We start from the raw sequence: 26,156 nt of genomic DNA on the forward strand, positions 1-26,156 counted from the left end.
GATCAGCCCTTTACGGCTCCGGCGGTCAAACCGCTGACGATCTGGCGCTGGAAGAACAGGATCAGGACGAACAGCGGGGCAGTCGCCGAAACCACGGCGGCGACCGCATACATGACCTTGCCTTCAACCTGAGTGGTGCCCATGAAACTGTTGATCGCAGGTATGATGGTTTCATTCTCTTCGCTCAGCAGCATCACCGCGACGGTAAAGTCGTTATAGGCCAGCAGGAAACTGAACAGGCCAGTGGTGATCACGCCGGGCCACATGACCGGGACGATCACGTGCCGGAAGGCCTGGAACCGGGTGCAGCCATCGACCATGGCACTTTCGTCCATGTCTTTCGGGATGTTCTTGAAGAATGAATGCAGCATCCACAGCGTGAAAGGCTGATTGATTGCCACAAGCACAATGATGGTCGTTGGCAGAATGCCCCAGACGTTCCACTCGAAGAACCACAGCAGGTAACCAGAGACCAGCGTGATGTGCGGCATAGCGCGGAACACCAGCGCGGCCATAAGGATCCAGAATGCATAGCGAAAGCCGGAACGGGCCAACGCGTAACCGCCCAATGTTCCGAAGGTTAGCGAGATGACTACTGTGAAAAACACCACGATGCCGGTGTTCTTGAAGTTGAACCAGAAGTCTTCTTCAATCCACGCGCCATAGTAACCCGCACCGGTAAATGCGCTGCCGGTTTGCTCGATCGTGTTAGTGCCGCGCAGTGCATTCATCCAATCGGCCTTGGACAGGAAGTCAGCTTGCACCTTGAAGCTGCCCCAAAAGGTCCAGAAAAAGGGAAACGCAGCAATGATCAGCCAAAGGGCCACAAAGCCAAAAGAGAACAGCTTTAGCGGGGTCATGCGGGATTGTGCTTTGGTCGCCATGTCGTGTCCTCAGTGAGATTTACGGGTGAAGTCGCGCCAAGTGCGCACCAGTACCGGCATCATCAGAATGACAACGATGATGATGGTGATCAGCGAGGTCGCTCCAGCCGAGGCATAAAGCGGATTGCCACTTTCGCGCAGGTCGTTGAAGATAATCCAGCTCAGCGAGCGCGCATGGGCCTCGGCTTTGAAGCTGACGATGGGTTCAAAGACACGCAAGTTGTCCATGATCATCATAAGGGTCACAAACGAAACCAACGGCATCAGATGCGGCACGACCACATGGATCATGCTTTGCCATTTGCTGGCACCGTCGATCTGCGCGGCTTCCATCGTGTCTTCGGGCACGGTCTGAAGCCCGGCATAGAATGTAATGAAGCTGAACGGCAGGGTGTGCCAGACACCGTAAACCATCAACATGATCCACATCAGCGGCGTGGACGCCTTCAGGCTTAGGGTTGGATCATTGAAAAGCCGTTGAATTGTTGCTCCGATCACCCCGTCACCGTCGACCATCCAGAACAGGATCAAGGAACCAACCAGTGGGGTTACGAGGAATGGCAAAAGGGAAATGAAGATCGCAAGGCCCTTCAACGCGCGTGGCAGGTTGTTGACCCCAACCGCAATCGCCAGACCCAACACCAAGACCAGAGGCGTCACAATGAAGGTATAGGCCAGCGTGAAGGTCAGAGCGTTGTAAAATGGCAGGTTGTAAACCTTCGACCAGAACTCACCCAGGCTTTCTGAAGTTGCCCATGCCTCCCCAATGTCGGCGAGGGCCAGGTGTGACCTGTCGAAATACGTGCCCAGACCGTTGAAACGGCCCAGCGGTTGTTCTTCCCGCAGCTTCTCGGTCGCTTCGATATCGACTGTCGTTGTCGGGTTGCAACCAAACGGACCGCAACTTTCCGAGACGACCAGAACCTGTTCGTGTTCGACAAAAAGCGACTGGATAAACACCGACACGATCGGCAGCGCGATGAACAAAATCATCGCTGACAATGTCGGCAGAACAAACCAGAAGAAGGTGCGGTGTTTCATGACATGCGTCCCGATTCAAATTCGAGAAAGAGAGGGGGCCGCGACAGCCCCCTCAAGTCGGGGAGATTTACTGGAGGAAGCCAGCCTCTTTGGCGGACGTCCGGTAAGACGCCTCAACATCAGCGAGCGCCTGTTCAGCGGACTCGTCGCCCTTCAGGAAGTCAGACAATTCCTTGCCAAGCGCGGCATGCAGAATGCCGATCTGCGGGATCATCGGATACGGTTTGGCACCGCCCTGCGCCGTCGCCGAAACACCAGCAGCGGCTGGGCCAGGCTGATAGCCATTCAGCAGCCAGACGGCATCATCGTTGTTTGCCGCCACCATCTCCGGTGTCAGGGCGCTGACCAATGCCGCAAAGGTGGCTTCAGCTTCTTCGTCTGATACGTTGGACGCGATCGAGATTCCGTCCCACCACAGCGTTGCAGCCGGGATCGAACCACCGCCAACGGTCGGCGCCGCGGACAGAACCGTGTTCGACGTCACTTCTTCCGAGGAACCCTCGTCATCCAGGATCGGCGCACCGCGCGAGCCCCACATGACACCAAGTGCGGCCTGACCAGCTTCCCACAGGCCTTGGGTTTCGTTCGAGGCATGGGTCAGGTGGTCGGGATGCGCATATCCAGCAAGCGCCTTCATAACTTCAAGCGTAGCCAGACCTTTTTCGTTGTTGATCGCAGGCTCGGCAGTGCCCGGTTCAAAGAACTCTCCACCATGGCCAAGGTAGATCATGTTGAACACCTCGGCGAGGTTCCAGCCACCGTCACCGGCGCTCAGGTTCATCACGATCGGATGTTCCATGATACCGGCGGCACGGATCATCTCGGCGGCCTCAAGGACTTCCTCATAAGTCGCTGGAATACCCTCAAAGCCGGCCTGCTCGAGAATGTCGGTCCGCGAGAACAGATGCTGCGAGTTGGCCATAAAGGCCACAGCCATGACATTGCCATCGATGGTGATCAGCAAGTTCGGCGAGATGTTTTCGCCGTGTTTTTCAACCAGATCATTCAGCGGACGCACAAGGCCGTCATTCATCAGCTGAGTCAGCGTCGAGTTGGCCAGAATAACCGATGTGTATTCAGACGGGTTCGGCGTCAGGGCCGCGTTCATGATCTGGCGCGCCTCGGTTGTGTGGTTTGTCGAAAACTCAGACGCGCCACCTGCGCAATTTTCCTCGGCGGTGCCTGCAACGGCGTGGATGGCCGGGAAGTCACTGGCCAGAATTCGGATGGATTGACCTTCGGGACCGCAGTTCGCCGCATACGCAGCCGAACCCATCAATCCGACGAAAGTGGTTACGGTAGCTAGCTTTCTCAGAAACATCTCATCTCCCTGTTTCTCTGAAGTGTCGTGCGCGCCCCTGTCGCGCACAAAGTTCGGGCCCCGGGGCTGATCCCCGGTGATTTGCGGGGCTACTTTCAGATCCGTTCGCCGGTTTGGCCGTCAAACAGATGACAGATTTCGACCGGCACCGAGATCGACACCATGTCGTCAATTTCAGCCCGGAAATTCTTGTCGGCCTTCACGGACACCAGCGCTCCACCAACGCGGACCGAGATCATCGTCGCGTCGCCCAGCAACTCCTGGGTATAGATCGGAGCATTGATTTGCCCCCGCCCGTCTTCGGCAAGCGTGGCGTCTTCCGCACGGAAGCCGAGCGTAAGAGGACCGTCAGGTGCGTTGATATTCGCGATTTCCACGTGGTCGGCTAGAAACGTGCCGTTGCGGACTTGGCCTTCCATCAGGTTCATGGCCGGGTTGCCGATAAAACTGGCCACAAAGGTATTGGCCGGGGTGTCGTAAATTTCGGTCGGGCTACCCACTTGCTGCACGACGCCTTGTTTCATGACAACCACGCGATCGGCAAGCGTCATCGCTTCGATCTGGTCGTGGGTGACGTAAATTGTGGTCACCGCCAATTCGTGGCTTAGGTTTTTGATCTGTGCCCGAGTGGACACGCGTAGCTTGGCATCAAGGTTGGACAGCGGTTCGTCCATTAGGAACACATTGGGTTCGCGAACAATGGCACGGGCAAGCGCAACACGCTGGCGCTGACCTCCCGACAATTCTGCTGGCTTGCGATGCAGGAAGTCGTCCAGTTCGACCATGGCGGATGCGCGACGCACTTTTTCGTCATGCGTAGACGGGTCGATGCCGCGGACTTTCAGCGGGAACCGGATATTTTCGTAGACGTTCATGTTCGGATACAGAGCGTACGACTGGAACACCATCGCGACGTCACGATCCTTGGGCTCCATATCATTGACCCGGGTACCGTCAATCAGAATGTCACCTTCACTGGCGTCCTCTAGGCCGGCGATCATGCGCATGGTCGTCGTTTTGCCACAGCCTGATGGGCCGAGAAGAACCAGAAACTCTTTGTCGGAAATCGTTAGATCGAAATTGTCGACCCCGACAAACGAACCCCAACGCTTGCCAACGTTGCGAAGTTGAATCTCGGCCATTGAGTCCCTCCCTGCGGGTCGTCATGCATACGTTTGCAAAAAGCATAGACAACAAAAGAAACATCTGGCAAGCTTTTTTTGCATGCGCATGCAAAAGCGGATTTGCCCCTCATAAACTGCTCTGATGCAACAGTTAAAGCACTGAAAGAAATTGATAATGTCTTACGATGCCGAAAAAACGATCGTTCTTGAGTACTACGAGGCGCTAGGCAACGCAGATGAATCGGATGTCACTGACACGATGTCTAACTACTGCGCGGAAGACTACCTGTGGCGCGGATTCCATCCGTTTGATGAACTGCACGGCTCTGAAGATGTGGCCCAGAAATTCTGGCACCCTCTGAAGCACAGCCTAAAGCACCTGCAACGTCGGATGGACGTGTTCATGGCCGGTAAAAACGAGATCGACGGGTTCAGCTCGATCTGGGTCGTGTCGATGGGTCACCTCATGGGCCTTTTTGACAATGAGTGGCTGGGTATCGCCCCAACAGGCAAGATGGCGTTTCTGCGCTACTGCGAATTCAACAAGGTAGATAATGGCAAAATCAGCGAGACGGCGATGTATTTCGACATCCCTCACCTCATGATGCAGGCCGGGCTTCAGCCCTTCCCGCCACAGACCGCAGCCCATCTTGTTCAACCCGGACCGATGACGCATGACGGGCTGATGTTTGGCCCGCAGCCCGCCGAAGAGGGCAAGAAAACGCTCGGCACGATTAATGCCATGATTTCCGATCTGGGCCAATGGAACAGCGGCCTGAGCCTTGTGGACGAATTGCACCAGACATGGTGCGAAGACATGATCTGGTGGGGTCCTGCCGGGATCGGTGCGACTTATACGATCGAGCGCTATGCAAAGCAGCACTCGGGCCCGTTCCGCGCATCCTTCACGGACCGCTCAAAGACCAAACATATCTGCCGCATGGCTGAGGGTCAATATGGTGGTTTTTTCGGCTGGCCGAATTTCACGGCGCGACCCACCGGCGGGTTCATGGGCATGCCCGCCACCGACAAGGCCGGTGAATTCCGAGTTATCGACATATATCGACGCGACGGTGACAAACTGGCCGAGAATTGGATTTTCATCGACCTGCTGCATTTCTGGAAACAACAGGGGGTCGATATTCTGGCCCGTATGGCGAAGGTACCACGGACATGATTGGCTGTGTCGACGCGCATCACCACCTATGGGACCTTGAGACAGTGCACTACCCTTGGCTGATGGCGCGCGGTGTGGATAGGTTCTTTGGCGACCCGACGCCAATCCAGCGGGACTACCTGCTAGATGAATTCCGGTCCGAGGCCGCACCCAGCAGTGTACGCGCTTCGGTCCATATTCAAGTTGGGGCCGAAAACGGTCTGGACGAAGCTCGGTGGGTCCAATCCGTTGCCGATGCCAATCCAGATTGGCCGATGGCGCAGGTTGTGTTTTGTGACCTGACCTCAACCGACCTGCCCGCCCAACTCGACAGGTTTCAGACCCTCCCGACTGTTCGCGGCGTGCGCCAGATCGTTGGCCGCGCACCCGGAGAGGACGCGCAGACAGGCACCAATACCCTACTCGACGACCCACGTTTTCTGATCGGCTTGCAGGAAGCAGGGCGGCGGGGTCTCAGCTTTGATCTGCAACTCATCCCTGAACTGATCGAAAAAACCGCTCGAATTCTAGCACGGGCGCCGAACACGCGGATCGCGCTGTGTCACGCAGGCTCACCGCATGATCGCAGCGCGGCAGGCCTGAACGACTGGGCTCAGAGACTGCATGCGCTGTCTGATCTGCCGCATGTCTCATGTAAATTGTCTGGCCTGGGCATGTTCGACCACAAATGGACCGCGGAAAGCGTACGCCCAATTGTGGATGAGTGCCTCGCCCAGTTCGGAGCGAATCGAGTCATGTTCGGTTCAAACTTCCCGGTCGACAAGCTCTACGGTGACTACGCCTCTCTGATGCAGGCTTACCACGATCTGGTGCCCGCTGAGGTGCACTCGGCAGTGTTCAGTCAGACCGCTGCGCGTTTCTATGATCTTGAGCTGCCAGAAATCTCTGAGCTTGCGACGGTAACTTGAACCGTCCCACGATCTTCTGTCGTTTTCGGCCCGTTAGATGCGTTTGTTCTGCACGGTTGCTCAACACTTTGTGGGATCGGTATTTGGCTGACGGCGCAAGACTCTTTACCGGCTCGAAATAGCCGCGCAACTTGTCCGATATGACAACAAGCGGGTCTTCATATGCACTTTTGAAACGCTGTAGAAATCGCCTGGCTGCCTTTGCATTGCGCTGCTTCTGGACCAGAAGATCAAGCGTGTTGCCATATCCAGATGCCACTTGTCACTATGCCCGGGACGGTCACGTTTGATGCAACTCGCAAAAGGGCGGCCAAACCGGTTCACCCAAAGCCGAACGGTTTCCCGACTGGCAGCCACACGGCGTTCGGCATACAGGTCTTCAACATCAGCCGTACTAAAAGAAAACCGATGATACGCCCAGATCACATACGCGATCAATGCGCGTGGAAAGCGGAAGCCTTTGAGGTCGGGCATATCTGTTGGTATCTTCATCCAAATGCTCCAACCAACCCACCCTAGAAATTCAATTTGGTAATGCCACGCCCACCTCTGCGAGCGCGCATTCCCACTCCTGCGCCGACGTCGCAATAGCTATCGGGATATGGCAGATGCCCAGCCCCTGCTTTCAATGGCGCAGCATGCTTGTAGTGTTCGGGACGACCCTCATTCGCGTAGTTGCGCGCTTGTGTTTGAAGCCACGGCTGCCCAAGTTCAGCGTCAGGGTCAGTCAACAGGCAATCAATCATCATCCGCGAACTGAGTGCCGTCGCAACGCTGGTTCCGTTCATCGCCAGCGCCGCGCCGTCCCGAGGCCCGGCCCCCAGGATGCCTGATTTTGTGTCACTGTCGTCGCACGGGAAAATAACATCAACATCCGATTGACTATTGAACGCAGGCGGGGCGTGATACCCGGTGGCAGAGTATGTCGCCGGACGACCGTCAGAGTTGCGATACCCTCCAATCATAGAAACATAGGGGGTTGAAGCGAGCGCGTTATGGGTTCCCACCCGGCTGATTGGCCCGTTATCAAGGGGTTTGTCAGGTTCGCAATACGAATAGCTGTCACGCACATGTCCGCTTTCCAGGTAGTCGCGGTAAAGCCTGTGGTCGAAATACGCGCGCCTTGCGTTTTGCGGCAACGGACCGCCAAACAGATCAGCCTGAATGTATGCGTCAAATCGCAGAGTGTTTTTTATCCCTTTGAAAGTAAATTTCCAACGACCAGCGGGGGCAAGCTTTACCGTTGTGTTCCGGCGTTGGTTTTTCATCGGGAAAAAAACCAAAGTCGGCGCAAGGGCAACAACAACACGCAATCTAACTTGATCCTTGGCGCGCAAAGGCGACTGGTTCAGATTATAGTAGACCCGCCCGATCTGAGCTGAATTGTCCGGCGAACTTATTTGCCGCACTTCCGGAGCTCCGCGCCCTGGGTTTTTTAGACCGATTGGAATTTTTCGGCCGTCGGGAAGATCGATTTGAAGTTCAAGCCGCTCCAAGTAACCAGAACTCTTGTTGAAAGGTTCTGACCAGAACTCGACATAGGTTGAGGAATGATCGCTGGGCTGCACAATAACTTCGAAAGGCTCATGACCGTCCGGTTTGACCAGATCACGCCCCGAAACACGCATCAGGTTAGAGTTCCCTGCCGGCATGTTGACGAAGGTCTTCACCTTCCGTGGCCTACATTTCCGTTTGCGGTTCTTCAACGGCGCGTCATCGTCAAAATCACAGGCCCTATTGCGAATTTCGTTGCGGATCACCTGTTCCATCTCCAATGAACCATCTTTCGGCCCGGCTTCAAAACCGAATGAAAAGTTCACAACAACAGGAAACTGGTGATCTGCGTCAAAACCAGGACACTTAGCTTTGTGTTTGGCCGCGGAAATTGCATCAGCGAGGCGAATAATTCGGATCAAACCCAGAACTGCATGATATTGTAGAAAGTTCCCCGCGTGACCGTGAAGGAAAAGTGGTGGCAAGGATATAGCCACCAAATGGCAACGTGGGCGCCCATCGTCCAAACTCGCGCCCAGCGCGCCTGGGTTTATTCCACCCGCCACATCAAGAATATGCGTACCATGAGAGGCAGAAAGTTGAAGTTCTTTGGCGCCTTCCCAACTTGGCTTATCCGCGTCTACAGCCCCAGTCGCACGGTTAAAGCTTTCCTGATTCAAAGGGTTCTTCAAGTCTCCGCCGCTGTGTTTGCGAAGTTCTGCTTCGATCTGAACCGTTGAAAATTCGCGCCCGAACGGAAGATGCCGCGCACCTTTTTTGCGGGCATCTGCGCCTTGCAGCCAGGCCGCCAACAACCGCGACTGTCCGTTCTCAAACCGAAGCCGTTTCTGGCCCAGTGCAAAACTTGTATCAATCACTCCCAGAATAACGTCATCGGTGCGTATATGGGGGTAATCTTCCGCGTTGGCTTCCCAGGACTCCCAAGCATTGGGACTGAAATCCGTGTTGGTCGCGCCTTCGGGTAAAGGAACTTCAATTTCGCGCTTTTTCTTATCGTGCAAGCCAAAGATGTTCCGCTCTAACGGCTGAATGTCGATCCGGGTGCAGTCGTCGGAGCGTTGTGTCCTGCTGCCTTCTGCCAAGGCCCACCAATCCACGTAGGGGTCGGAATAGTCAGGCTGCAACAAGCTGGAAGGTGATGAAGTGGGTTTTCCCATATCACCACTCCTGATTTGCTTCATTCCAAAGGTGACGCGCTATGGATAGCGGAGCGAAGCCGCCTTTTAGTTCGGTCACATCTTTTTCTTGGGACAGTTCTAAAAACTCACTCGGAAGAAAATCCGGCGTGCTGTCTGAATAGCCCCAATACCTTCTGGGATTTGATTTCTGAACTCTGAGTTTCCGCGGCGCTTCGGCTTTTGGGTCGTTCGCGTCTTCACAAGCACTTGCCCCCAGATTGTAGATCAACTCTCCTAGAATGACGCCGATATAAGCGCCTGCTCGGCAATCAATTGGGAAATGCACCCCAGAAACAACTCGGTTTACTCCGATCCGATGGGCCAACAGGAAAGGTAATGGGGCTTCCTCTGTCCCGAATTTTACTTTCCCGATGTCGCCAGCAAGTGAGCGCTTCATGAAACGATGTAAAACCGTGGCCACCGCAAATGCTTCGATCGAATGACCGGCCGGAAAAGTCGAATGATCAGGGGTTTGAATAATTGGCTGAACTTCAGCAGCATAGTCTATTGGGCGTTTTTGGCGAAGGTTGTACTTCATCAATGCAGCCACATGGATTGCGACTGAAAGTGTAACGGACAAATACAAAAGCGTTTTACTGCGGCGCCCGTTGTCCAGATATGCATGTGCACCAAAGAAAGACAGCATATCGCTCAATTGAACCTGAATTTCTGGTATCCGGTCGGCCCTCAGGTCGGCATATGCACGGACCCAACGCAACTGATCTTCAAAATACTCTTCTCTAGGTCGTTTGATATTGACCAACATCTGAGACTTTGGGGTCCCTTCAACGTCATGCAAATACACAAGTTTGGCTTTGCCATCGGTGAAGCCGCCACTTTCGTTGGTCGCCCCCAGAACAGCCAAGCGGCTGCGCAATTCGCTATCGAGGATCATCGCCTTGGTTGGGTTTCGGACGTGCTCCAAGTAAGTCGCGTCAGTCGGGAACGGAGTCACCGGACTGCCACGACCAGTCCAATAGTTAATCAAGCCGTCACGAGATGTATTTAGCGCGGCGCTCAGAAGCGGGGACGCAGGTGAGCCCGCGTGCCTGCTGATAAAAACCTCGCCTGCCAGACCAACGTCACCAGCACTACCTGCACCCGGTCCGGTTCCGGGGCCCGTGCCCGGTCCGGTTCCAGGCCCGGTACCCGGCCCTGTCATACGTGTCATAACAATCCCCCCTGAGCTGCTAAGCTTAACAACAGTCAGCGCAAAATTGAGTGAGTCAATGCTGCAGCTCTTGCGCGGTGGCATTTTTGACGCATTAATAACGGTAGCCGATCCTAAGCGCTGTGATTTCTGAGTGCTGCAATTTAGTTCGAGAGGCTGTGGCATTGTGAGTATTGTCGCCCATATAACGGGCCCATTTCGGTTAGAGACCGACCAAGGCATTGATCTTACGCCCAGATCGGCGAAGGTCTGTGGCCTTTTGCTGCTGCTGCTCACTTCTCCTAATGGAAGTCGCGAAAGGGTGTGGCTGCAAGACAAATTGTGGAGTGACCGGGGCAAAAATCAGGGCGCAGGTAGTCTTCGTCAGGCGGTATATCAGTGCAAAAAGTCGCTTGGCGCTCAAGCAGCGCTTGTGACTTCGACAAAGCTCAGAGTGTCTTTGAACCTTAACGAAATACGGATCGATGACAGCAATTTCGGAGAGTTCGCTGAAGGGATTGATATACGTGATCCCGAATTCGAAAACTGGCTTTCATTGGAACGGTCGAGCCGCTCAGTCGATCAAAATGTGGTTCCATTGCGGCCGGCGAGCGCTCCTGAACCATCGGTGAAGCCACCTACAATCACTTTAGCCATCGAAACACTGCCCGGCCCAAACCCGTTGGCCGATTGGTTCACCGAGGTGACGGCGGACCAATGCTCTACAATGCTACATCAAGTTATCGGTGCAAATGTCATTGGACCAGAAACCGAAACTCAGTATGAGCCGGAGTTTCAACTGACGTTGAGCGCTGTTCAGAGCGACAATGGCTGGGTTTTCATGCGCGCCAGGCTGCGCGAAGCACCGTTTGGGCTGCAAATCTGGTCGGGACATCGGATCATCAAGTCCCTTCTGGAAAATCCGTTACAAAACAAAGATATGTCGCAAATGGTTTTCGAAATCACAGAGACCATTCGACATCGATTTAGTCAGCGTCGCGACGACAATAATGCTGGATCTCCTTTGATGAGCTCAAAGGCGATTTCAAGTATGTTTGCAATGACCGAACAGGGCGCGGATTACGCTGACCGCCTGTTGGCCTCTGCGTATGACAATGATCCCCACGCCACGCACCTTGCCTGGCGAGCGCAGGTTCGTGTTATCCAGTTCTTCGAACGCTACAAAAACGGGAATGCAAATATTCTTGAAGAAAGCCGCGAACTCGCGTCCCAAGCGCTCGAGAAAGAGCCCAACAACTCAATGGTTCTTGCGTTAGTTTCGAACAGTTTAAACTACCTTGAAGGTCGATTTCACGATGCGTTGTCCCACGCCGCACGTGCCGTCGAATTGAACCCTGGAAACCCTTTCGCCTGGTGGACACTTGCTGCTGCACAACTAAACAATCACGAGTTGGAATTAGCTTATGAGTCCTCTCAAAGATCAAGAGAACTGTTACGCGGTTCAACACTCGAGTTTTTGCCCGAAGCGCTGTTAGGCGGGTCTGCTTTGGCGCTGGGTATGGAACAAGTTGCCCTTCGGCATTTTGAGCGTTCGCTGAGTTTCAGACCAACCTTCAAACCTTCTCTTCGATATGCAATTGGCCTTAACGCCAAACACGGAAACTTGGACCGGGCGCGAAAGCTCGTTATTTCGTTGAGCAATCAGGAAGAGGGGTTCAAACCTGACCAACTCGTGGAGGATGGAAAGTATCCCACTTCATTGCTCAGGCGGGATGAGAGCGTTGATTTTCAAGTTTTCCGAGACTTGTCCTGACTTTTCCTGCAAGGCCATTCGCAGGAGCCATGAGGCAGGGGACCCGACCCATCACAAATTGTATGTTCACAATGGCCCCCTGAAACACAGCACAAAACCTTAGAAATCAAGATTCATCAATTCCGCCATGTCCGGCGTCCATGTTCCGGTTGCAAAGCCAATGGTGTCATTTTGAGCACTGGCGAGCAGTTCTTTGGTTCGCGGGCCAAATTTGCCGTCGCTTAACGCATCGATTTGTTGCTGAAGCTTTGCCACCACCTCACCCTGCGAGCCATGTCGCAAGCAGGCCAAACGCGGCCAGTCAACCGGATTGGTGAGTGAATAGGCTGCTGCCTCGTGCCCGGTCAGCAACATCACATCATAACGTGACCCGTGTCGTTCCCCATCAAACCCGGCGGCCTTGCGGAACCGGCGCCATTCTCCTGTCCCGGTCGTATGGGATGAACCGCTGCCATGTTGGGTGCCCGGCAACGTGAGACATCCTTGCGACGAAAAGCTGACTGACAGGAATGCTGGATGGATATTGTCACCGGGTTTGGTCCGGTCCCAATAGTCTTGAGTTCCATAGGCCAAGTCATTGTGTGTGCGCAATGTCGTGACAGTGCTGGAATTGACTGGAAGCGGCCCGTTTCCCTGGCGCAAAACGAATTTTACCTCGCCATTCACCGTGGAAAAATGTGAGCCGACACAATATTCGTAACACCCGGTCGGCAGCATATTGCACAATACTTTCGATGTGCCGAAATTCACGCGGTTATAGTATTTGAGCATCTGCGTTCTGCGCGGCACGGTCGAGGCCGAGTACAGCGACAAAACACCCGTTACGACATCCGCGACGCCGATCACGCAGCGAAAGTTCTCATGATCAGGCGAGATCGGTTGAAGCTGTGCTTCGGTGACGCCTTCAAGGCGGGACCCACCATTACGAAGCTTGCATCCGCGCAACCCAAAAATCAGCTTATTATGACCATCTGTCACTGGCGCAAACCCGTTGATTTCGGCCAAGCCTTTCAGGGTCGCCAAGGTGAGCTCGAAGGGGTGATCCGCAAACTCTTCCGGAAGATGCCAGGTATCCGGAGCGTTTCGCGGCGACGAGGGCCAATAGGCGTCATGGGCCGACAATTTCGGTCGTGCCACTTGTGTCTCAAAGGCGCTGGGCAAAAGGATGGTCGTATCAATATTCTCCATCCATGCGTCTTCATCCATACGTTCCGCTGGCGTGAGGGGACCAATCGAAGCGGCCGAAACCGGAGCATTCAAAGGCAATGGATCTGATCCGTTCCTGGCTTGCAACAGCACTTGATCGACCTCAGCCGCCATGGCGCTGCCTACATTTCGTTTGTTCAGGATGTCTTTGAGAATTTCGCTGACACGTATACCCCGATTGGCCACGAACTGGCCTGGATTTGCCGGATCGGGCACCGCCATGTGATGCAGAGCAACTAACTGAAATTCTTCATTAAAGACTGGCGCTCCGGAAGATCCCGGTTCAGTGTCTGTGACATAATACAGAAACTGCCGCCGCCGCCCGAGAACCAGGTTTTCCCGCAGCGCAACTTTCTTCAGGTCCCCACGCGGATGTTGAATGATATTGACGTATTCGCGTTTCAAGGCCTTGCCGGACCGGGGCAACATTTCGATGTGGCCGAACTCTGAAAGGCTGCGGCCATTGCTGGATGTCGGCTCAACACTCACAATTGTATAATCGTGCGACACTGACGTCAGGAAGACTTCCTCTGTCATGCGAAACGTCGCCGGTTCGTTGAGCGTGCCATCTATGTCGAACTCATGCCCAAAGGTCACCTGAGAACTCCGCGCCAGACTTGGGTCGCCCAGTACATGGTTGTTTGTCAAAAGCAGATTGCCGCCAATCAAAAAGCCGGTTCCAAAGCTGGACCCGAACCCTGGCGAGCGTACAAATAGTCGTGCAACGGCGTTGCCCATCAGCGCACCGCGTGAAAGAACATAAAACTCGTCAAGGTTTCGGTCACCGATGACACGCTCATACGCGGAGGCTGCGTTTGGAAGGCGGTAATCCTGCCGTGCCCGTACGAGCTCCGGGTCGTCCGGCAGGTGTATTTCCTGCTCCAACTCCTTGAGATCAGCATGAGCAGCGGCCACGTTCTCAGAGCAAAGCGCAAATTCTGCGTCGGCATTTTTTGGATGTGGCACAGATTGTTGCTTGAGCCGATCATACAACGCGTTGCTAACTATGGCTTCCGGCTGTGGCGTGCCAAAACCAGGAATTGAGGCAGAATGACCTGCCAAACCTGAAATCGATAACCGCGTGCCAAGATTGCCAAGAACCAACAAGACTTTGTTTGCAACACGCTCGAATCCGGGGTTGCGCGGGTGAATCTCATCATACCAACTGGAAACGTTGCCTCCGACTGAGGTTCGCACATCGACATAACGCACGTTACCGGCAAAACCGGACGCAAACGCTGCCAGCGCGTCATTAAAACGCCCGACGATCAGCTCTACGATTTCACGTCCAATGCCGAGCGGGATACCTTTTTTATCCAATGGCTTGCCCAACCACTTACCGTTGTTCTGCGGCAAGGCGTTATCGTAACCGTGAACCAATACGACAAGCGAAGGCTTTGTGGCCAACGCGCTGTCGACCATGTCGCGGTAACTGTCCATTACTGTCTTCAGTGCCGAGTTGAATGCGTTTTCGTTCAACAGCGCTTTGGCGGTAGATCCGGGTTGATATGGTTTCAGAAGCTTTACAAATCGACCGTCGCCCAACAAATCATTCCCACCCATCGACAACATGAAAATGTCCGGATCCAGCTCGTGAATTTTATCTACGTGCTCGGATGCCAGCGCCATATTCGATGCAAGATCACTTGGCGCAGACAGCGAATAGGTCGGAAAAATCCGAGACACATTGTCGATCACGTCCCGAAGAAAGACAGGGTATTGGTGCCAGCTGTCCCCCTCTTCCAAGATGCGCAGCTTGTTCGGATGTTGCGCGATCATCCTTTTGTATTGTCCGTTTCGAATTCGACGCGCCCATTTCGTCACAACGCCAATCAGATCAACGCCTTCAAGCAGCTGATCTTCGAAATCTAACCCCTTCAATGTGACGGCGGCAGAGTAGGGCTGAATTTGATCTTCGGGTGCCAGCTCTTTGACATGTTCAGCCAGTAGCGCTTCGGCTTCTTCGAATTTTTCTGCATTAATAAGGTCTGACAGTTTCTTTTCGAACTCAGTGAGTTTCATAGGAATACCTTTTTTAACAGCATCAGTTCTGCGCAATTGGATCTTTTGAAAGCGCGAACGGCGTTCTGAATTGGTCACAAAAACCTCGACAGCCCAGCGAGGGACTGCGCCAGCTACCGTGTGTTTACCCTTGCCGATCGCGGAAAAAAAAATCAGTGGTTCTATTGGAAAGACGCATTAGACGCGAGATCCGCAGCATTGCGTATCGGGTCGATGAGAAAATCCACCAGCAATCGGGTTTTGACACGTTTCGCGCGCTTTTGTTGCAGGCGCAAACCCTCATCAAAACGCGTGTTGGGGACTCACTCGTATGCACAACTCCACTGGTCACCGTAATCTCCTATCCCACACAGATTTCGCAATGACCACGATTCTAGGGACAGGCCGTCAGCGCAGCGTCAAACTGGCGTTAAAACGCCATTCGCTGACCCAAAGGGTTGAATTTTTGTTCAGCTAGATGTGAAAAGCCCTTTGCCTATGCCGCACTTTTCGTTGGGCATTCAGATAAATGAGGCCGATCATCACGGCCTTCTCGTCGACGTACTCGGCTGTCACACCGACCGTCATCCACGCGGGGCTTACCCTGGGACTTGAAAAAAGATTGAGAGTCGCGTCATTTGCGCGTCTCTCAACCAGAAAAGATCATACATGTGCACCGCTTGTTTTAGACGCGAAGACTCATGTGGTACGGCGAAGAACAATGGGTCCTTAACCTAGTTCTCCGGAGTATACCAAATCGGGGAAGTATACGCTCGTTCCTGCGTAGACGTGGGAACGTCATTCGGAATCTCATCGCCAAACCGGACTGCCTCATAGACTGTCCATCTTGGCGTTGGGATTTCCAGAACCCGCGCGTAGTAGAAAGCCTTTTGTTCGGGATCAAATTCCGGGTCGGTCCAGACGATTATCAATTCCGGCGCTCCGATAGAGTTCGTGAACGTGCCTGTCTCAACGTCTACGGTGTTGCCAACAGATGGTAACTTACCAGCGTCGTCGATAACGCGGTCATCAGACCAAACGACGTTAAACACTTGCTCCTGCGTCTCGCCGTCAGCCGTTAGCCAGCCCTTGACGATCTGAATTCTATCAAGATTGCCAGAATATGGATCCTTGAGGGCAGCGACGAGAAAGGACGGCGCAGAGGCATCGTCTGGCGCTGCTTGCAGATCTCCTCCCATTGGCACGCCTTTTTCATAGCCAATTTTCGCGGGAAGCCGGGATTGAGCATCAGACGCGTCGAAGTCCCATCCGCCAAAGAAACGTACGGTAATACGGCTGCCGGTTGTGCCGTATACTTCCTTGCGCTCCATTGCGTCAAAAATAGAATCCCGCGTGTTCTCCTGGGCCCAAACAGCTGCATAACCCGACGCCGCCATCTGCCAGCCTAAAATTCGCGTCGCTTCAAATTCGCCGACCACATGTTGCCAGCGGCCCGGTTCCGGCTCTACCCCCGAGTGTTTGCCGAAAAAGTTGTCTTCCTGCGCCGTGGCCAATGCAGTGTGGCTATCAGTCGATCCAACGACACCAAATTTGTAAGGGTTTGTCCCAAGCTGCTGTTCCAGTTTCAAACCATTCTTGAACGCTTCGCGCGCATATTCATACTGCAACATCCAGTCTTCCTTTGGCACAGGGCCAAGGTTCGCGACGTCCCAGGTTTCGTAATCTGCAAACTCATCGTTGGGACTCAGAAACGGATGGGCTTCACCGTCACCCTTTATCTGTGTGATCTCATAGAGAGGCTCCCATTTGGCACGCCGTTCCGCATAATCTCCTGTCAGCGGTTCCCCGGTGTCTGGATTTGTCTCGACCGGAAACATCAGACCGTTCGAGACATTCCCATTGTGCGCCAGCGCCAATACACGGCCGCCGGTCTCTTCTTCGTACCGCTCCATCCAATCCCACAGGTCTTCCGGATTGAAGGTTTCTGCTGTGGTGAACGGCAGCATTTGGCGGGCTCGAATTGCATCGTCGCGATAGATGACATTGCGGTGGAGGTTGTTACCGCCCTCGGTCGACGTCCATTCATACCCGATAAAGGCTGTGAAAGAGCCGGGATCATCAAACGCGTCAGCGGTTTTGGTAAAGTCATCCCAAACCGATTGCACAAAACGGCGGTCCGCTATTGCTTCTGGCAATGCACCACCGGATATGCCCGCAAAAGTCTCGATAACTTCCATGGTTGCACCCAAAGCGACGTCGCCGCCCTGATTCAACCGGTCATTCCAATCACGCAAAGTCGGATCACGCATGAGTGTGGCGTTACCAGCCACGATTTCATTCATCGCACCCATGGCGTCGGAATGGTCAGAGACCACGAGCCAATCAAGCGGACGGGATAATTTCGCCTGCAACCCGTGCGATGTTGTCACTTCTTCGCCGCGGGCAAAACGAAACGCGTCGGCAGGCGACAACAACACCCCAAAGGCACGCGCATCCAGCGAAAGTGAGGTGTGCAGATGTGTGTCACCCCAAAGCGGTCGGGTCGGGAAATCCCGCCCGGCATAAGGTGAAAATGTATCCGCTGCCTGCGCGCGCATGTCGGATTTCGAAATCGTCATCTCACCAACTTGTCCACCTTCTACGGCGTCCTGCGCGAGAATGGATGTTGCGGACATGAAGAAGCTAAAAACTGTGGTCGTGCTATACAGGATTCTCATAACGATATTCCTATCTTTGCAAATGATACCTGATGCGACCATTTTGAAACCGCTGCTGTCAAGTTAGTATCGTGTGCGCAACTCGGGCGCACGCTATCAGTGTGTGCGATCCTACTCGCGGGGTCTTCCAAGCTCGCTATGGTGTTTCAAACCGTGATCTTAAGGAAATCATGGATGGTGTTATATTTTGACTGAATCGCTGGGTGACAAGATATTCAGGCACAATCGCTGAGGCAGGGCATGCCACCTTTGGCCCGCAGGCCCGGATAAATTGCAAGTCGCTACCGCGCCGAACGACTGAGATTGTCTCAGTCAGAAGACTGCCCATAGCTTTGACTGTTCATCTTCTCAATCACAGCCGCCATTTCCTTGTCTGACAGAACAGGCGGTTCCCCCAAAGCCAATGCGTTAATGTAGATTTGCGAAAGTGTCTCGACCTCTGTGGCAAGCCACAAAGCAGCGCTCAGGCTTTTGCCGATTGCGATTTGCCCGTGTTGCCCAAGCAGACAGGCACGACGCCCCTCTAACGCGGTCAGAGCTTTGTCCGATAACTCTTGCGTTCCGAAGGTGGCATAGCCCGCACATTTGATATCGGTGCCTCCGGCAACTGCAGTCATATAGTGAAAACTTGGAATACTTCTGTGATGGCAAGCCAGCGCCGTCGCGTGGACAGAGTGGCAATGCACCACGGCATTTGCATCGGTTCGTGCCTCAAGAATGTCCCGATGAAAGCGCCATTCAGACGACGGCCTGGGACCCTGATAAGATCCGTCAAAAGCCATGTCCACGATGTCTTCCGGTGTCATCGTGTCATAAGGCATACCCGAAGGTGTAATCAGAAAACCGTCCCCAGCGCGTACAGACACGTTGCCAGACGTGCCCTGATTTATTCCGCTCGCGTTCATGGCGCGGCAGGTTGCGATCAGAGCCGTGCGCAGTTCAAGGTTTTCCACGTAAAAACTCCCGATGAATTTACCCAGCCACGTTTCCAGAGCAAATCCAACATTTTTTGGTACAAGATGGCAATCGTCTTTCCTGTATGAGCTTATAGCTTGATGCCGGTCATTATCTGTCACCTGCACTTCGTCAAAGACTTAGCATCTGCAGGCCGTGCATTACGCAACATATCAAGGCTTCGCTGGATTTCAGGCCGGTTTAGGTTTCGGCCTATCAAAACGATGCGGGTACGCCGGTCTTTGCCGGTCCAATTCTTCAACGGGACCGGCGGGTCAAATACGTGCTGGACGCCATGGAAAGCAAACGGCGATTCAATTCCCTCGAGAAACAAAATACCTTTCACACGCAGGATATCCCGGCCCTTGTAGGCAATCAAAGTGTCGAACCACTTATCAAAGACTGCATCATGCAACGCCTCGTCCAGAACAATCGAAACAGACGAGATATCTGTATCATGGCGTCGAAACTCGGAAGTGGTCCCAGGTTTTGTGTTTGAGGTTGACATGAGCCCTGAAAGGTTGCCCAGAGGATCATTTGCAACCTTGGGCGTCGTCCAGGAAATAGCATCCTGTTGACGGGCGTTTTCGCGCATGCTCGTCAGGTTCCGCAAGCTTTTCGGGCCAAAATCATGATCAGATGGGCGAACAATGTCGGCTGTTGGATTGAGACCGCGCAGCCGTTCGGTCACAGCTTTATTAGATGCTTCAGATACTAGGTCCGTTTTGGTTAGGACGATCAGATCGGCCACCGCGACCTGCGAAACGGCCTCGAACTGGGCATCCAATGTTGCAGGCCCATTCACCGCGTCCACCACCGTCACGACGCCATCCATTCGCGTATTTCGCGCGAGAAAAGGATCGACAAGCAGCGTCTGAAGGATTGGCCCCGGATCTGCGAGACCAGTGGTCTCGATCACAATGCGGCCAAAGTTGAGCATGCCTTCGTCGCGCCGTGCGAGCAACTTGACAAAGGTGTCCGAAAGGTCTCCGCGGATTGAACAACACAAACAACCTGACGACATCAGCATCACATCGCCGTCCACCTTTTCAATCAGGTCATGGTCCAGACCCACTTCGCCGAACTCGTTCACAATGACGGCAGTTGGCTCAGAAGTTGGAACGGCCAGCAATTGGTTCAGCAAGGTGGTCTTACCCGCCCCCAGAAATCCGGTTAGCAGCGTTACAGGTATGCTCGGGTCATCAACCTTTTCTGACCGGTTTTTTGAGGCATGGGCCATGAACATCACAAGCTCAGTTTTGAAATAACATTACATCAGTATGGTGAATCAATTGGGCTGTCCAGTTAAGCTGCGCCGTTACATTCCTTCTGCCATATGTTCACCACCCGACCAGTTACAAAACAAGGGTTAACGCCCTGATGCAAATCTTCGACTGCGCGTTCCATTTTAACCAAGAAGTCCGACAGGGTTGGTATTCCCTGCGTACCGGCGTGCCGTTCCAAATCCTGACCTTGTTGTCACTGCGAAAGGCGAAATGTGCGGCAATCAGAACCCTAAAGAACTAACAAAAAACCTGTTTCTTAGAACCTAGGAAAGAATTTCAAAAATGAGGTTGCAAACCTACCTATTGATAGGTAGAGTTCGCATATTGCAATCCCAAACGGAGGCATTCCAATGAAGATTTATGATGTCGAGGGTTTCCCGAATCCCGCCCGCATTCGCATCGCGCTGGCCGAAAAAGGCGTTTCAGATAAAGTGGAATTCATACCGGTGGATGTGATGGGCGGCGAACATCGCACGCCCGAATTCAAGGCCAAGAACCCCGATGCGGCTGTGCCCTGCCTGGAACTGGAAGACGGATCACATATTGCTCAGTGCAACGCGATCACCGAATATATCGATGCAATGTTCGACGGCCCTTCGCTGACAGGTGTGACCGCACAGGAACGCGCACGCATCTCAATGATGAACCTGCGTGCGGAAAACGGTCTACTGAATGCGGTTGGAACCTATTTTCACCATGCCACACCTGGCTTGGGCCCGGATCTTGAAACCTATCAATGCGCCGAATGGGGCAATAAGCAGAAAGAGGTCGCCGAGAATACCATGGCGTATCTGGACTCTGTTCTGGCCGAAAACGACTACTTGGCCGGTGACACATTCTCGGTGGCTGACATAACAGCCTTTGCAGGATTGGCGTTCGCCGATTTTGCCAAGGTTGAAATTCCCGAAAGCCTGACCAAACTCAGGGCTTGGCGTGCGAAAATAGCGACCCGCCCGTCTATTGCAGCCTAAGCGAAACCTGACATTTAAGTCGAAAGGACCTTTCCCCATGGAACTCAACTCGGATTTCACGTCCCGTGTCGTTGTTCACTCCGACCAAATTGAGTGGCAGGCCTCGCCTATGAAGGGTGTGGACCGGCGCATGCTGGACAGGATCGGTGGCGAAGTCGCCCGCGCCACCACCATTGTGCGTTATGCACCGGGCAGCAAATTTTCGGCCCACACCCATACAGGCGGTGAGGAATTCATAGTCTTGGACGGCGTCTTTCAAGACGAACACGGCGACTATCCCGCCGGCACCTATGTGCGAAATCCTCCGACCACGGAACACACACCAGGCTCGGAACCCGGATGCACCATCTTCGTCAAACTCTGGCAGTTCAACATGGAAGATCGCACCCAATTCCGCAAAACCATGACTGAAGAGTTGGCTTCACCAGTGAACGGTGTCGCAAGCGCAACCCTGCACAGGGACGACCGCGAGATCGTAACGTACAGCCATCTTGACCCAGCTGCGACCTTGGCTTCGGACGCGACGGGAGGGATCGAGCTTTTGGTCATCGACGGCTCAATCACAACCGGGGGTGACGTTTTGGGGAAAAACGGTTGGTTGCGCCTACCCGAGGGTGAAGCTCTTTCCGCCGTAGCTGGACCAGAAGGCGCAAAGGTCTGGATGAAAACCGGGCACCTTCCCTTTGCCCAACCACCGGCGGTGTAGCATATGAAATCCGCTAATCCACTGGCGCTTGTCGCAGGTGCTGGGGCTGGCCTCGGCCAGTCTCTCCTTTCCCGATTTCAAGCTGGCGGCATGACCGCCGTTGGCCTCGGCCGAAGTCGACCGGAAAGCCCAGTCGGCACTTTTCATGAACTTGATCTGAGCGACCCTGAGGCTGTCGGCCCAACCATCGCGGATCTGATAGCGACCTATGGCCCGCCAAAAATCGTGGTCCACAATACTGCTGAACTGGTGATCGCACCCTTTCCCGAAACCACATTAAAGGATTATCAGCGGGCTTGGACATCAATGGTGCAATCGCTAGTGGTCCTTGGGCAATGCGTGCTGCAACCCATGGTGCGTGGCGGCGGTGGTACGCTGATCGTGTCTGGAGCGACTGCATCGCTGCGGGGTGGCCCGCGTTTTTCGGCTTTCGCGTCCGCCAAGTTCGCTTTGCGCGGGCTGACGCAATCACTCGCGCGAGAATATCAACCAGCCGGCGTGCATGTCGCTCATGTGATAGTGGACGGTATCATCGATACACCTCGTTCTCGTGATTTGCATAGTCTCGATCCGGCGAAAATGATCAAACCCGGCGAGATTGCCGAGGCGTACTGGCAACTTGCACATCAGCCGCAATCGACCTGGACACATGAGCTGGACCTACGACCTGCTTCGGAGGGGTTTTGACATATGCAAACTGAGACGTTGATCATTGGCGCTGGCCTGTCGGGCTTGTCGCTCGCGGTGCGGATGGCCGAAGAGGGTCGCGACTTTTTGCTTGTCGAGGCGCGGGACCGACCCGGCGGACGCATTCTAACCCAACGGGTCGGCAAAGGTTACTTCGATGTAGGACCCGCCTGGTTTTGGCCCGGCCAACCCCGGATTGCGGCGCTGATCAGCCAGTTGGGGTTGACGCTGTTCGAACAATACTCCATGGGCGCGCTCAGCTTTGAAGATGAAAATGGACGCGTCGAGCGCGGTCGAGGCTTTGCGTCTATGGAAGGGTCATATCGTCTCAAGGGCGGTTTGAGTGCACTGACCGACGCGTTGGCAGCCCAACTGCCCAAGGCCCGCGTGGTTTTGTCCTCACCCGTTGTGTCGCTGGCGCAGACCCACAAGGGAATAACGGCAAACACAGAGTCGGGGCAGGAATTCCAGGCCAAAAAGGTGGTATTGGCCCTGCCGCCCCGTGTGGCCAGCCAGATCACCTATTCCCCTTCTCTACCGCGGGAAACGCTTACCGCGATGAAGGACGTTCCCACGTGGATGGCAGGCCAGGCAAAGGCTATTGCCATCTATGACCGACCATTCTGGCGCGAAGCCGGCTTGTCCGGCGACACCATGAGCCGCCGTGGGCCAATGGTCGAGATACACGATGCTTCGCCTGACGAAAGCGGCCCGTATGCCCTGTTTGGTTTTATCGGAATACCACCTCACGCCCGCCGGGATCAGCGCCGCTTGCGACAAGCCGTGCAAGACCAATTGACCAACCTGTTCGGACCCAACGCCGCAAAACCGGAAACACTGCTGATCAAGGACTGGGCCTATGATCGCTTCACCTCTACCGAAGAGGATCAACTACCGCTATACGCACATCCGTCATATGGATTGCCACAGGCTTTGACGCAGATTTGGGGAAATCGCCTGATATTCGCCGGAACCGAGGTGGCGTCGCATTTCGGAGGCTATATCGAGGGTGCCCTGGAAGCAGCGGAAAACGCGTTTGCCCTGATCAACGCGTTTGCCCTGATCGCTGAAGAAAAGGTTTGAAAGCATGTCGGATACCAAAACTGCGTTACTGGATTTTGCTGAACATGCAGCACGCGCGCGAGGGTTTGACGGGTTTAGCTATGCTGACCTGGCAGAAGCAGTTGGTATTCGCAAAGCTTCGATTCACTATCACTTTCCTACTAAGGCCAATCTGTCCGCAGCGTTGATGGACCGCTATCACACTGTACTTGAACGCGAATGCCAGAAGATTGAGGATAAGTATGAAACTGGATCTGAACGCCTTCAGGCTCTTGTCCAGCTTTACCGGGATGCACTCAACGATGGTAAAACACTTTGCCTGTGTGTCTCGCTGATCAGTAGTCGCGAAAGCCTGTCTGATGAAGTTATCGAAAAAATCCGAGCTTTCAGGGCCATGATGGTCCAGCGGATTCAGTCGATCTTTGAACTTGGCCAGAAGGATAAAACGATCTCGGGCGTGACCAACCCGGCATCCGAGGCCCGCGCCGCTCTGGCATTGCTCGAGGGCGCGCATCTCACCGCCCGGGCGGAGGAAAACATCAAAACTTTTGATGAAGCCATAGGTATTTTGAAGTCCCGTTGTTGACCCAACGTTCCACCTGAGCGATCGCCAAGGCCGTCGGCGGAATGCTAGGTAATGAGTGTCTGCCGATACACCAGAAATCTATGAGTGGAAGACCACACCGGAAGAGTGACAGTGAGTCTGGCTTGGCCGCAATTTCTTCCTCTCTGTCTGAAGTGGGGTCCACATTTTGATGCCGTCATGAATTTCGGCCTTCAGCAATTCGAGAACCGCATCATGTTCAGCGGTAGATGGCAGGTGGGTCATTCGGGGCCGGGTTCCGGGCTCGCCGACAGTTCGTTCAGCAAAGCTTGGGCATGTGAAGCGAGAAAGGCATCTTCGCGCGCGCAAAGTGGCCGGCTTTGCCGCCGAGCATAGAGAAGAGAAAACAGTCATGATTGACGCGACATCAGTTCCTCCACTCTCACCCTTCTAAAGTTGGGCCGCAGTATGGGGTGTGGATCAGAACACCCATCACCACGCCTGAAAGGTTCTGAGCAATTGGATTTCCATGCCACCTTTTCTAAATTCGGAAACTGGAAAATCAAAACCCTGCGTTGGCAACCCAACTCTCAAGGTCAACCCCGGAGAACAGCCGAGTAGTGGTTTCGATGTTGTTGCCCCCTTCAGGTATCGAATTCTAGATGGAAATGGCCGGGGAACCCGGCGATACCTGGTTGGATCTGTCCGGCAGCGCCGGGCGCACGGCGCAGGTTTTTTTGGATCAGAAGCGGTTTCAAGATGGCAGGGATGACCGCCTGATTGATGGTATCACCAAAGCAGCGGTGCATGCCGTAACCCCAGATGATGTAATCCTTCCATGGGCGGTCAGTGCGGAACTCGTTGGGGGCTGGTATGTCAAGGCGGTCAAAACAGGCTGATGCGTTCGCGGCGAAAACGATCTGGCCTTTGCGGATTTTGGCGCGACGCAGGGTAGACGGTGCGATCTCGGTATCGTGCAAGGCTCGGCGGTAGATCACTGGGTTGAACGGATTGAAGCGTAGTGCCTCCCAAATGTGTTGGGCAAGAAGCGCGTCGTCGTCAGCGCGTGCGGCGCGTCGGGCTGAGACGAGCACTTCGGGTCGGTTAAGTAGCTCATCGAGTGCGAGACAGCTGGCCTTTGAGATGGTGGGAATGGCACCGATCAAAAGGCCGAGTAGGTTGTTGCGGATGCCCAGATCGCTCATCCCCGGCGTATCCGAGGATTGTAGCGCAAGGCAACGATTGAGGATGTCCGGAGTTTCGGTAGGGTTGGCCTTGCGTTCCGCGATATGTGCATCAAGGTAGGCACGCAGGAGATCGGCTTGTGCCAGCGCACGAGCTTCACCCGCAGCGTCAGCTCCAAGGTCCTGGAACAGGTACCAGAACAGGTTGGATGTCCATTCCTGCATTTGCGCGGGCTTTGCACCGCAGCCAAAATAGGTTTCAGTCATGTCCCAAGGCACTTCGAGCGTGAGGGATGGGACGATGTCGATCTTGCCCTTGCATTGTGCGATGATACGGTTGGCAAGATCTGCGGCGCGGGGTTGCACGATCTCAGCCACATCGCTCATCCGCGCGGCAAGGCGCATGGCGGACGTGTCGCGGGTATAGTCCCAGCCCGGCTGCATCCCGAGAAAGAAGTTTTCGCCTTCGGTCAGTTTACGCATGCGCGAACCGTAAACGACTTCAAAATCTTCGTTGCGGTTCAGCACATCAAGACAATCGGCGCGGCGGGTGACAATAGCAGTGCCGGTGTTTTCGTAGCATTTCATCAGCACGCGGTTGAACGTAAGATTAGGCCAGAAGGCGCGCAATACGGCAAAGACGCGGCGCTGGGACGCTGGCTTTTGTAGGTAAACGCCGATTCCGCCGGACATAAGCGATCCAAGGCAGCCCGGCAGTAGGCAGGCGAAGGAAAGAAGCCCCTCGCCCCACAAGACGAGGCGTTGAAGGATGCTGAGGAAGATGTTGGCAATGGCGGTAATCATG

General features: G+C 54.3%; 19 protein-coding genes and 1 pseudogene. 8 read left to right on the forward strand and 12 right to left on the reverse strand.

Annotated features, from left to right (window positions below):
• Nucleotides 1-2: 2 nt before the first annotated feature.
• From I9187_RS09545 to I9187_RS09560, 4 genes are all read right to left on the reverse strand, one after another.
• Nucleotides 3-884 (reverse strand): carbohydrate ABC transporter permease, encoded by an 882-nt coding sequence (locus tag I9187_RS09545; RefSeq protein WP_170575797.1) that lies wholly within the window; start codon nt 882-884, stop codon nt 3-5.
• A 9-nt stretch (nt 885-893) separates the two neighbouring features.
• Nucleotides 894-1,925 (reverse strand): sugar ABC transporter permease, encoded by a 1,032-nt coding sequence (locus tag I9187_RS09550; RefSeq protein WP_171176352.1) that lies wholly within the window; start codon nt 1,923-1,925, stop codon nt 894-896.
• A 67-nt stretch (nt 1,926-1,992) separates the two neighbouring features.
• Nucleotides 1,993-3,246, reverse strand: coding sequence for an extracellular solute-binding protein (locus I9187_RS09555; RefSeq protein ID WP_209940149.1), 1,254 nt, complete (start codon nt 3,244-3,246; stop codon nt 1,993-1,995).
• A gap of 95 nt (nt 3,247-3,341) precedes the next feature.
• Nucleotides 3,342-4,388 (reverse strand): ABC transporter ATP-binding protein, encoded by a 1,047-nt coding sequence (locus tag I9187_RS09560; protein WP_171176341.1) that lies wholly within the window; start codon nt 4,386-4,388, stop codon nt 3,342-3,344.
• A 157-nt stretch (nt 4,389-4,545) separates the two neighbouring features.
• Here I9187_RS09560 and I9187_RS09565 point away from each other — a divergent pair, with 157 nt between their 5' ends.
• Both I9187_RS09565 and I9187_RS09570 read left to right on the forward strand, forming a co-directional pair.
• Nucleotides 4,546-5,547, forward strand: coding sequence for an ester cyclase (locus I9187_RS09565; RefSeq protein ID WP_171176339.1), 1,002 nt, complete (start codon nt 4,546-4,548; stop codon nt 5,545-5,547).
• Nucleotides 5,544-6,455 (forward strand): amidohydrolase family protein, encoded by a 912-nt coding sequence (locus tag I9187_RS09570; RefSeq protein ID WP_171176337.1) that lies wholly within the window; start codon nt 5,544-5,546, stop codon nt 6,453-6,455. The genes I9187_RS09565 and I9187_RS09570 overlap by 4 nt, the downstream gene beginning before the upstream one ends.
• On the opposite strand, the pseudogene I9187_RS21920 reads toward I9187_RS09570, so the two are convergent.
• From I9187_RS21920 to I9187_RS09585, 3 genes and pseudogenes are all read right to left on the reverse strand, one after another.
• Nucleotides 6,412-6,947, reverse strand: a pseudogene (locus I9187_RS21920) (DDE-type integrase/transposase/recombinase); the annotation flags it as partial. The gene I9187_RS09570 and the pseudogene I9187_RS21920 overlap by 44 nt on opposite strands.
• Nucleotides 6,948-6,970: 23 nt before the next feature.
• Entirely contained in the window at nt 6,971-9,127 is a 2,157-nt protein-coding gene (locus I9187_RS09580; protein ID WP_209509407.1) for a hypothetical protein, read from the reverse strand.
• 1 nt (nt 9,128) lies between these two features.
• Nucleotides 9,129-10,013, reverse strand: coding sequence for a phosphatase PAP2 family protein (locus tag I9187_RS09585; RefSeq protein ID WP_209509408.1), 885 nt, complete (start codon nt 10,011-10,013; stop codon nt 9,129-9,131).
• A gap of 472 nt (nt 10,014-10,485) precedes the next feature.
• Between I9187_RS09585 and I9187_RS09590 the strand changes: the two genes are divergently transcribed.
• Nucleotides 10,486-12,072, forward strand: coding sequence for a hypothetical protein (locus I9187_RS09590; protein ID WP_171237994.1), 1,587 nt, complete (start codon nt 10,486-10,488; stop codon nt 12,070-12,072).
• 99 nt (nt 12,073-12,171) lie between these two features.
• On the opposite strand, the gene I9187_RS09595 is transcribed toward I9187_RS09590, so the two are convergent.
• The 4 genes from I9187_RS09595 to I9187_RS09610 form a co-directional block, all read right to left on the reverse strand.
• Nucleotides 12,172-15,300: a trypsin-like peptidase domain-containing protein gene (locus I9187_RS09595; RefSeq protein ID WP_171237993.1), complete on the reverse strand. Its 3,129-nt coding sequence runs from the start codon at nt 15,298-15,300 to the stop codon at nt 12,172-12,174.
• A gap of 713 nt (nt 15,301-16,013) precedes the next feature.
• The gene (locus I9187_RS09600) at nt 16,014-17,957 is read right to left on the reverse strand and encodes a DUF3604 domain-containing protein (RefSeq protein WP_245223164.1); all 1,944 of its coding nucleotides are present in this window, start codon (nt 17,955-17,957) and stop codon (nt 16,014-16,016) included.
• A gap of 308 nt (nt 17,958-18,265) precedes the next feature.
• Complete coding sequence (locus I9187_RS09605) at nt 18,266-18,910, reverse strand: class II aldolase/adducin family protein (RefSeq protein WP_171237992.1); 645 nt, start codon at nt 18,908-18,910, stop codon at nt 18,266-18,268.
• A gap of 119 nt (nt 18,911-19,029) precedes the next feature.
• On the reverse strand, nt 19,030-20,151 hold the full coding sequence (locus I9187_RS09610) for a GTP-binding protein (RefSeq protein ID WP_171237991.1): 1,122 nt from the start codon (nt 20,149-20,151) through the stop codon (nt 19,030-19,032).
• A gap of 396 nt (nt 20,152-20,547) precedes the next feature.
• Between I9187_RS09610 and I9187_RS09615 the strand changes: the two genes are divergently transcribed.
• The 5 genes from I9187_RS09615 to I9187_RS09635 are packed head-to-tail and all read left to right on the forward strand — an operon-like array spanning nt 20,548 to nt 24,209.
• Entirely contained in the window at nt 20,548-21,168 is a 621-nt protein-coding gene (locus I9187_RS09615) for a glutathione S-transferase (protein ID WP_171176329.1), read from the forward strand.
• 37 nt (nt 21,169-21,205) lie between these two features.
• Entirely contained in the window at nt 21,206-21,874 is a 669-nt protein-coding gene (locus I9187_RS09620) for a cupin domain-containing protein (RefSeq protein ID WP_171176327.1), read from the forward strand.
• Nucleotides 21,875-21,877: 3 nt separating this feature from the next.
• Nucleotides 21,878-22,561: an SDR family NAD(P)-dependent oxidoreductase gene (locus tag I9187_RS09625; protein ID WP_171176325.1), complete on the forward strand. Its 684-nt coding sequence runs from the start codon at nt 21,878-21,880 to the stop codon at nt 22,559-22,561.
• Between the two features lie 3 nt (nt 22,562-22,564).
• Complete coding sequence (locus I9187_RS09630) at nt 22,565-23,644, forward strand: NAD(P)/FAD-dependent oxidoreductase (RefSeq protein WP_209940150.1); 1,080 nt, start codon at nt 22,565-22,567, stop codon at nt 23,642-23,644.
• A gap of 4 nt (nt 23,645-23,648) precedes the next feature.
• On the forward strand, nt 23,649-24,209 hold the full coding sequence (locus I9187_RS09635; RefSeq protein WP_171176321.1) for a TetR/AcrR family transcriptional regulator: 561 nt from the start codon (nt 23,649-23,651) through the stop codon (nt 24,207-24,209).
• 602 nt (nt 24,210-24,811) lie between these two features.
• Here I9187_RS09635 and I9187_RS09640 read toward each other — a convergent pair.
• A complete protein-coding gene (locus I9187_RS09640; RefSeq protein WP_171176319.1) occupies nt 24,812-26,155 on the reverse strand; it encodes a cytochrome P450 in 1,344 nt (447 codons plus the stop codon).
• Between the last annotated feature and the right edge of the window lies 1 nt (nt 26,156).

This window comes from Ruegeria sp. HKCCE4148, from assembly GCF_017872495.1.
Taxonomy (GTDB): Bacteria; Pseudomonadota; Alphaproteobacteria; order Rhodobacterales; family Rhodobacteraceae; genus Ruegeria.

Coding starts and splice junctions, on each gene's coding strand:
- I9187_RS09545 (WP_170575797.1), bottom strand. CDS start 884: ATGGCGACCAAAGCACAATCCCGCATGACCCCGCTAAAGCTGTTCTCT.
- I9187_RS09550 (WP_171176352.1), bottom strand. CDS start 1,925: ATGAAACACCGCACCTTCTTCTGGTTTGTTCTGCCGACATTGTCAGCG.
- I9187_RS09555 (WP_209940149.1), bottom strand. CDS start 3,246: ATGTTTCTGAGAAAGCTAGCTACCGTAACCACTTTCGTCGGATTGATG.
- I9187_RS09560 (WP_171176341.1), bottom strand. CDS start 4,388: ATGGCCGAGATTCAACTTCGCAACGTTGGCAAGCGTTGGGGTTCGTTT.
- I9187_RS09565 (WP_171176339.1), top strand. CDS start 4,546: ATGTCTTACGATGCCGAAAAAACGATCGTTCTTGAGTACTACGAGGCG.
- I9187_RS09570 (WP_171176337.1), top strand. CDS start 5,544: ATGATTGGCTGTGTCGACGCGCATCACCACCTATGGGACCTTGAGACA.
- I9187_RS09580 (WP_209509407.1), bottom strand. CDS start 9,127: ATGGGAAAACCCACTTCATCACCTTCCAGCTTGTTGCAGCCTGACTAT.
- I9187_RS09595 (WP_171237993.1), bottom strand. CDS start 15,300: ATGAAACTCACTGAGTTCGAAAAGAAACTGTCAGACCTTATTAATGCA.
- I9187_RS09600 (WP_245223164.1), bottom strand. CDS start 17,957: ATGAGAATCCTGTATAGCACGACCACAGTTTTTAGCTTCTTCATGTCC.
- I9187_RS09610 (WP_171237991.1), bottom strand. CDS start 20,151: ATGGCCCATGCCTCAAAAAACCGGTCAGAAAAGGTTGATGACCCGAGC.
- I9187_RS09615 (WP_171176329.1), top strand. CDS start 20,548: ATGAAGATTTATGATGTCGAGGGTTTCCCGAATCCCGCCCGCATTCGC.
- I9187_RS09620 (WP_171176327.1), top strand. CDS start 21,206: ATGGAACTCAACTCGGATTTCACGTCCCGTGTCGTTGTTCACTCCGAC.
- I9187_RS09625 (WP_171176325.1), top strand. CDS start 21,878: ATGAAATCCGCTAATCCACTGGCGCTTGTCGCAGGTGCTGGGGCTGGC.
- I9187_RS09630 (WP_209940150.1), top strand. CDS start 22,565: ATGCAAACTGAGACGTTGATCATTGGCGCTGGCCTGTCGGGCTTGTCG.
- I9187_RS09635 (WP_171176321.1), top strand. CDS start 23,649: ATGTCGGATACCAAAACTGCGTTACTGGATTTTGCTGAACATGCAGCA.
- I9187_RS09640 (WP_171176319.1), bottom strand. CDS start 26,155: ATGATTACCGCCATTGCCAACATCTTCCTCAGCATCCTTCAACGCCTC.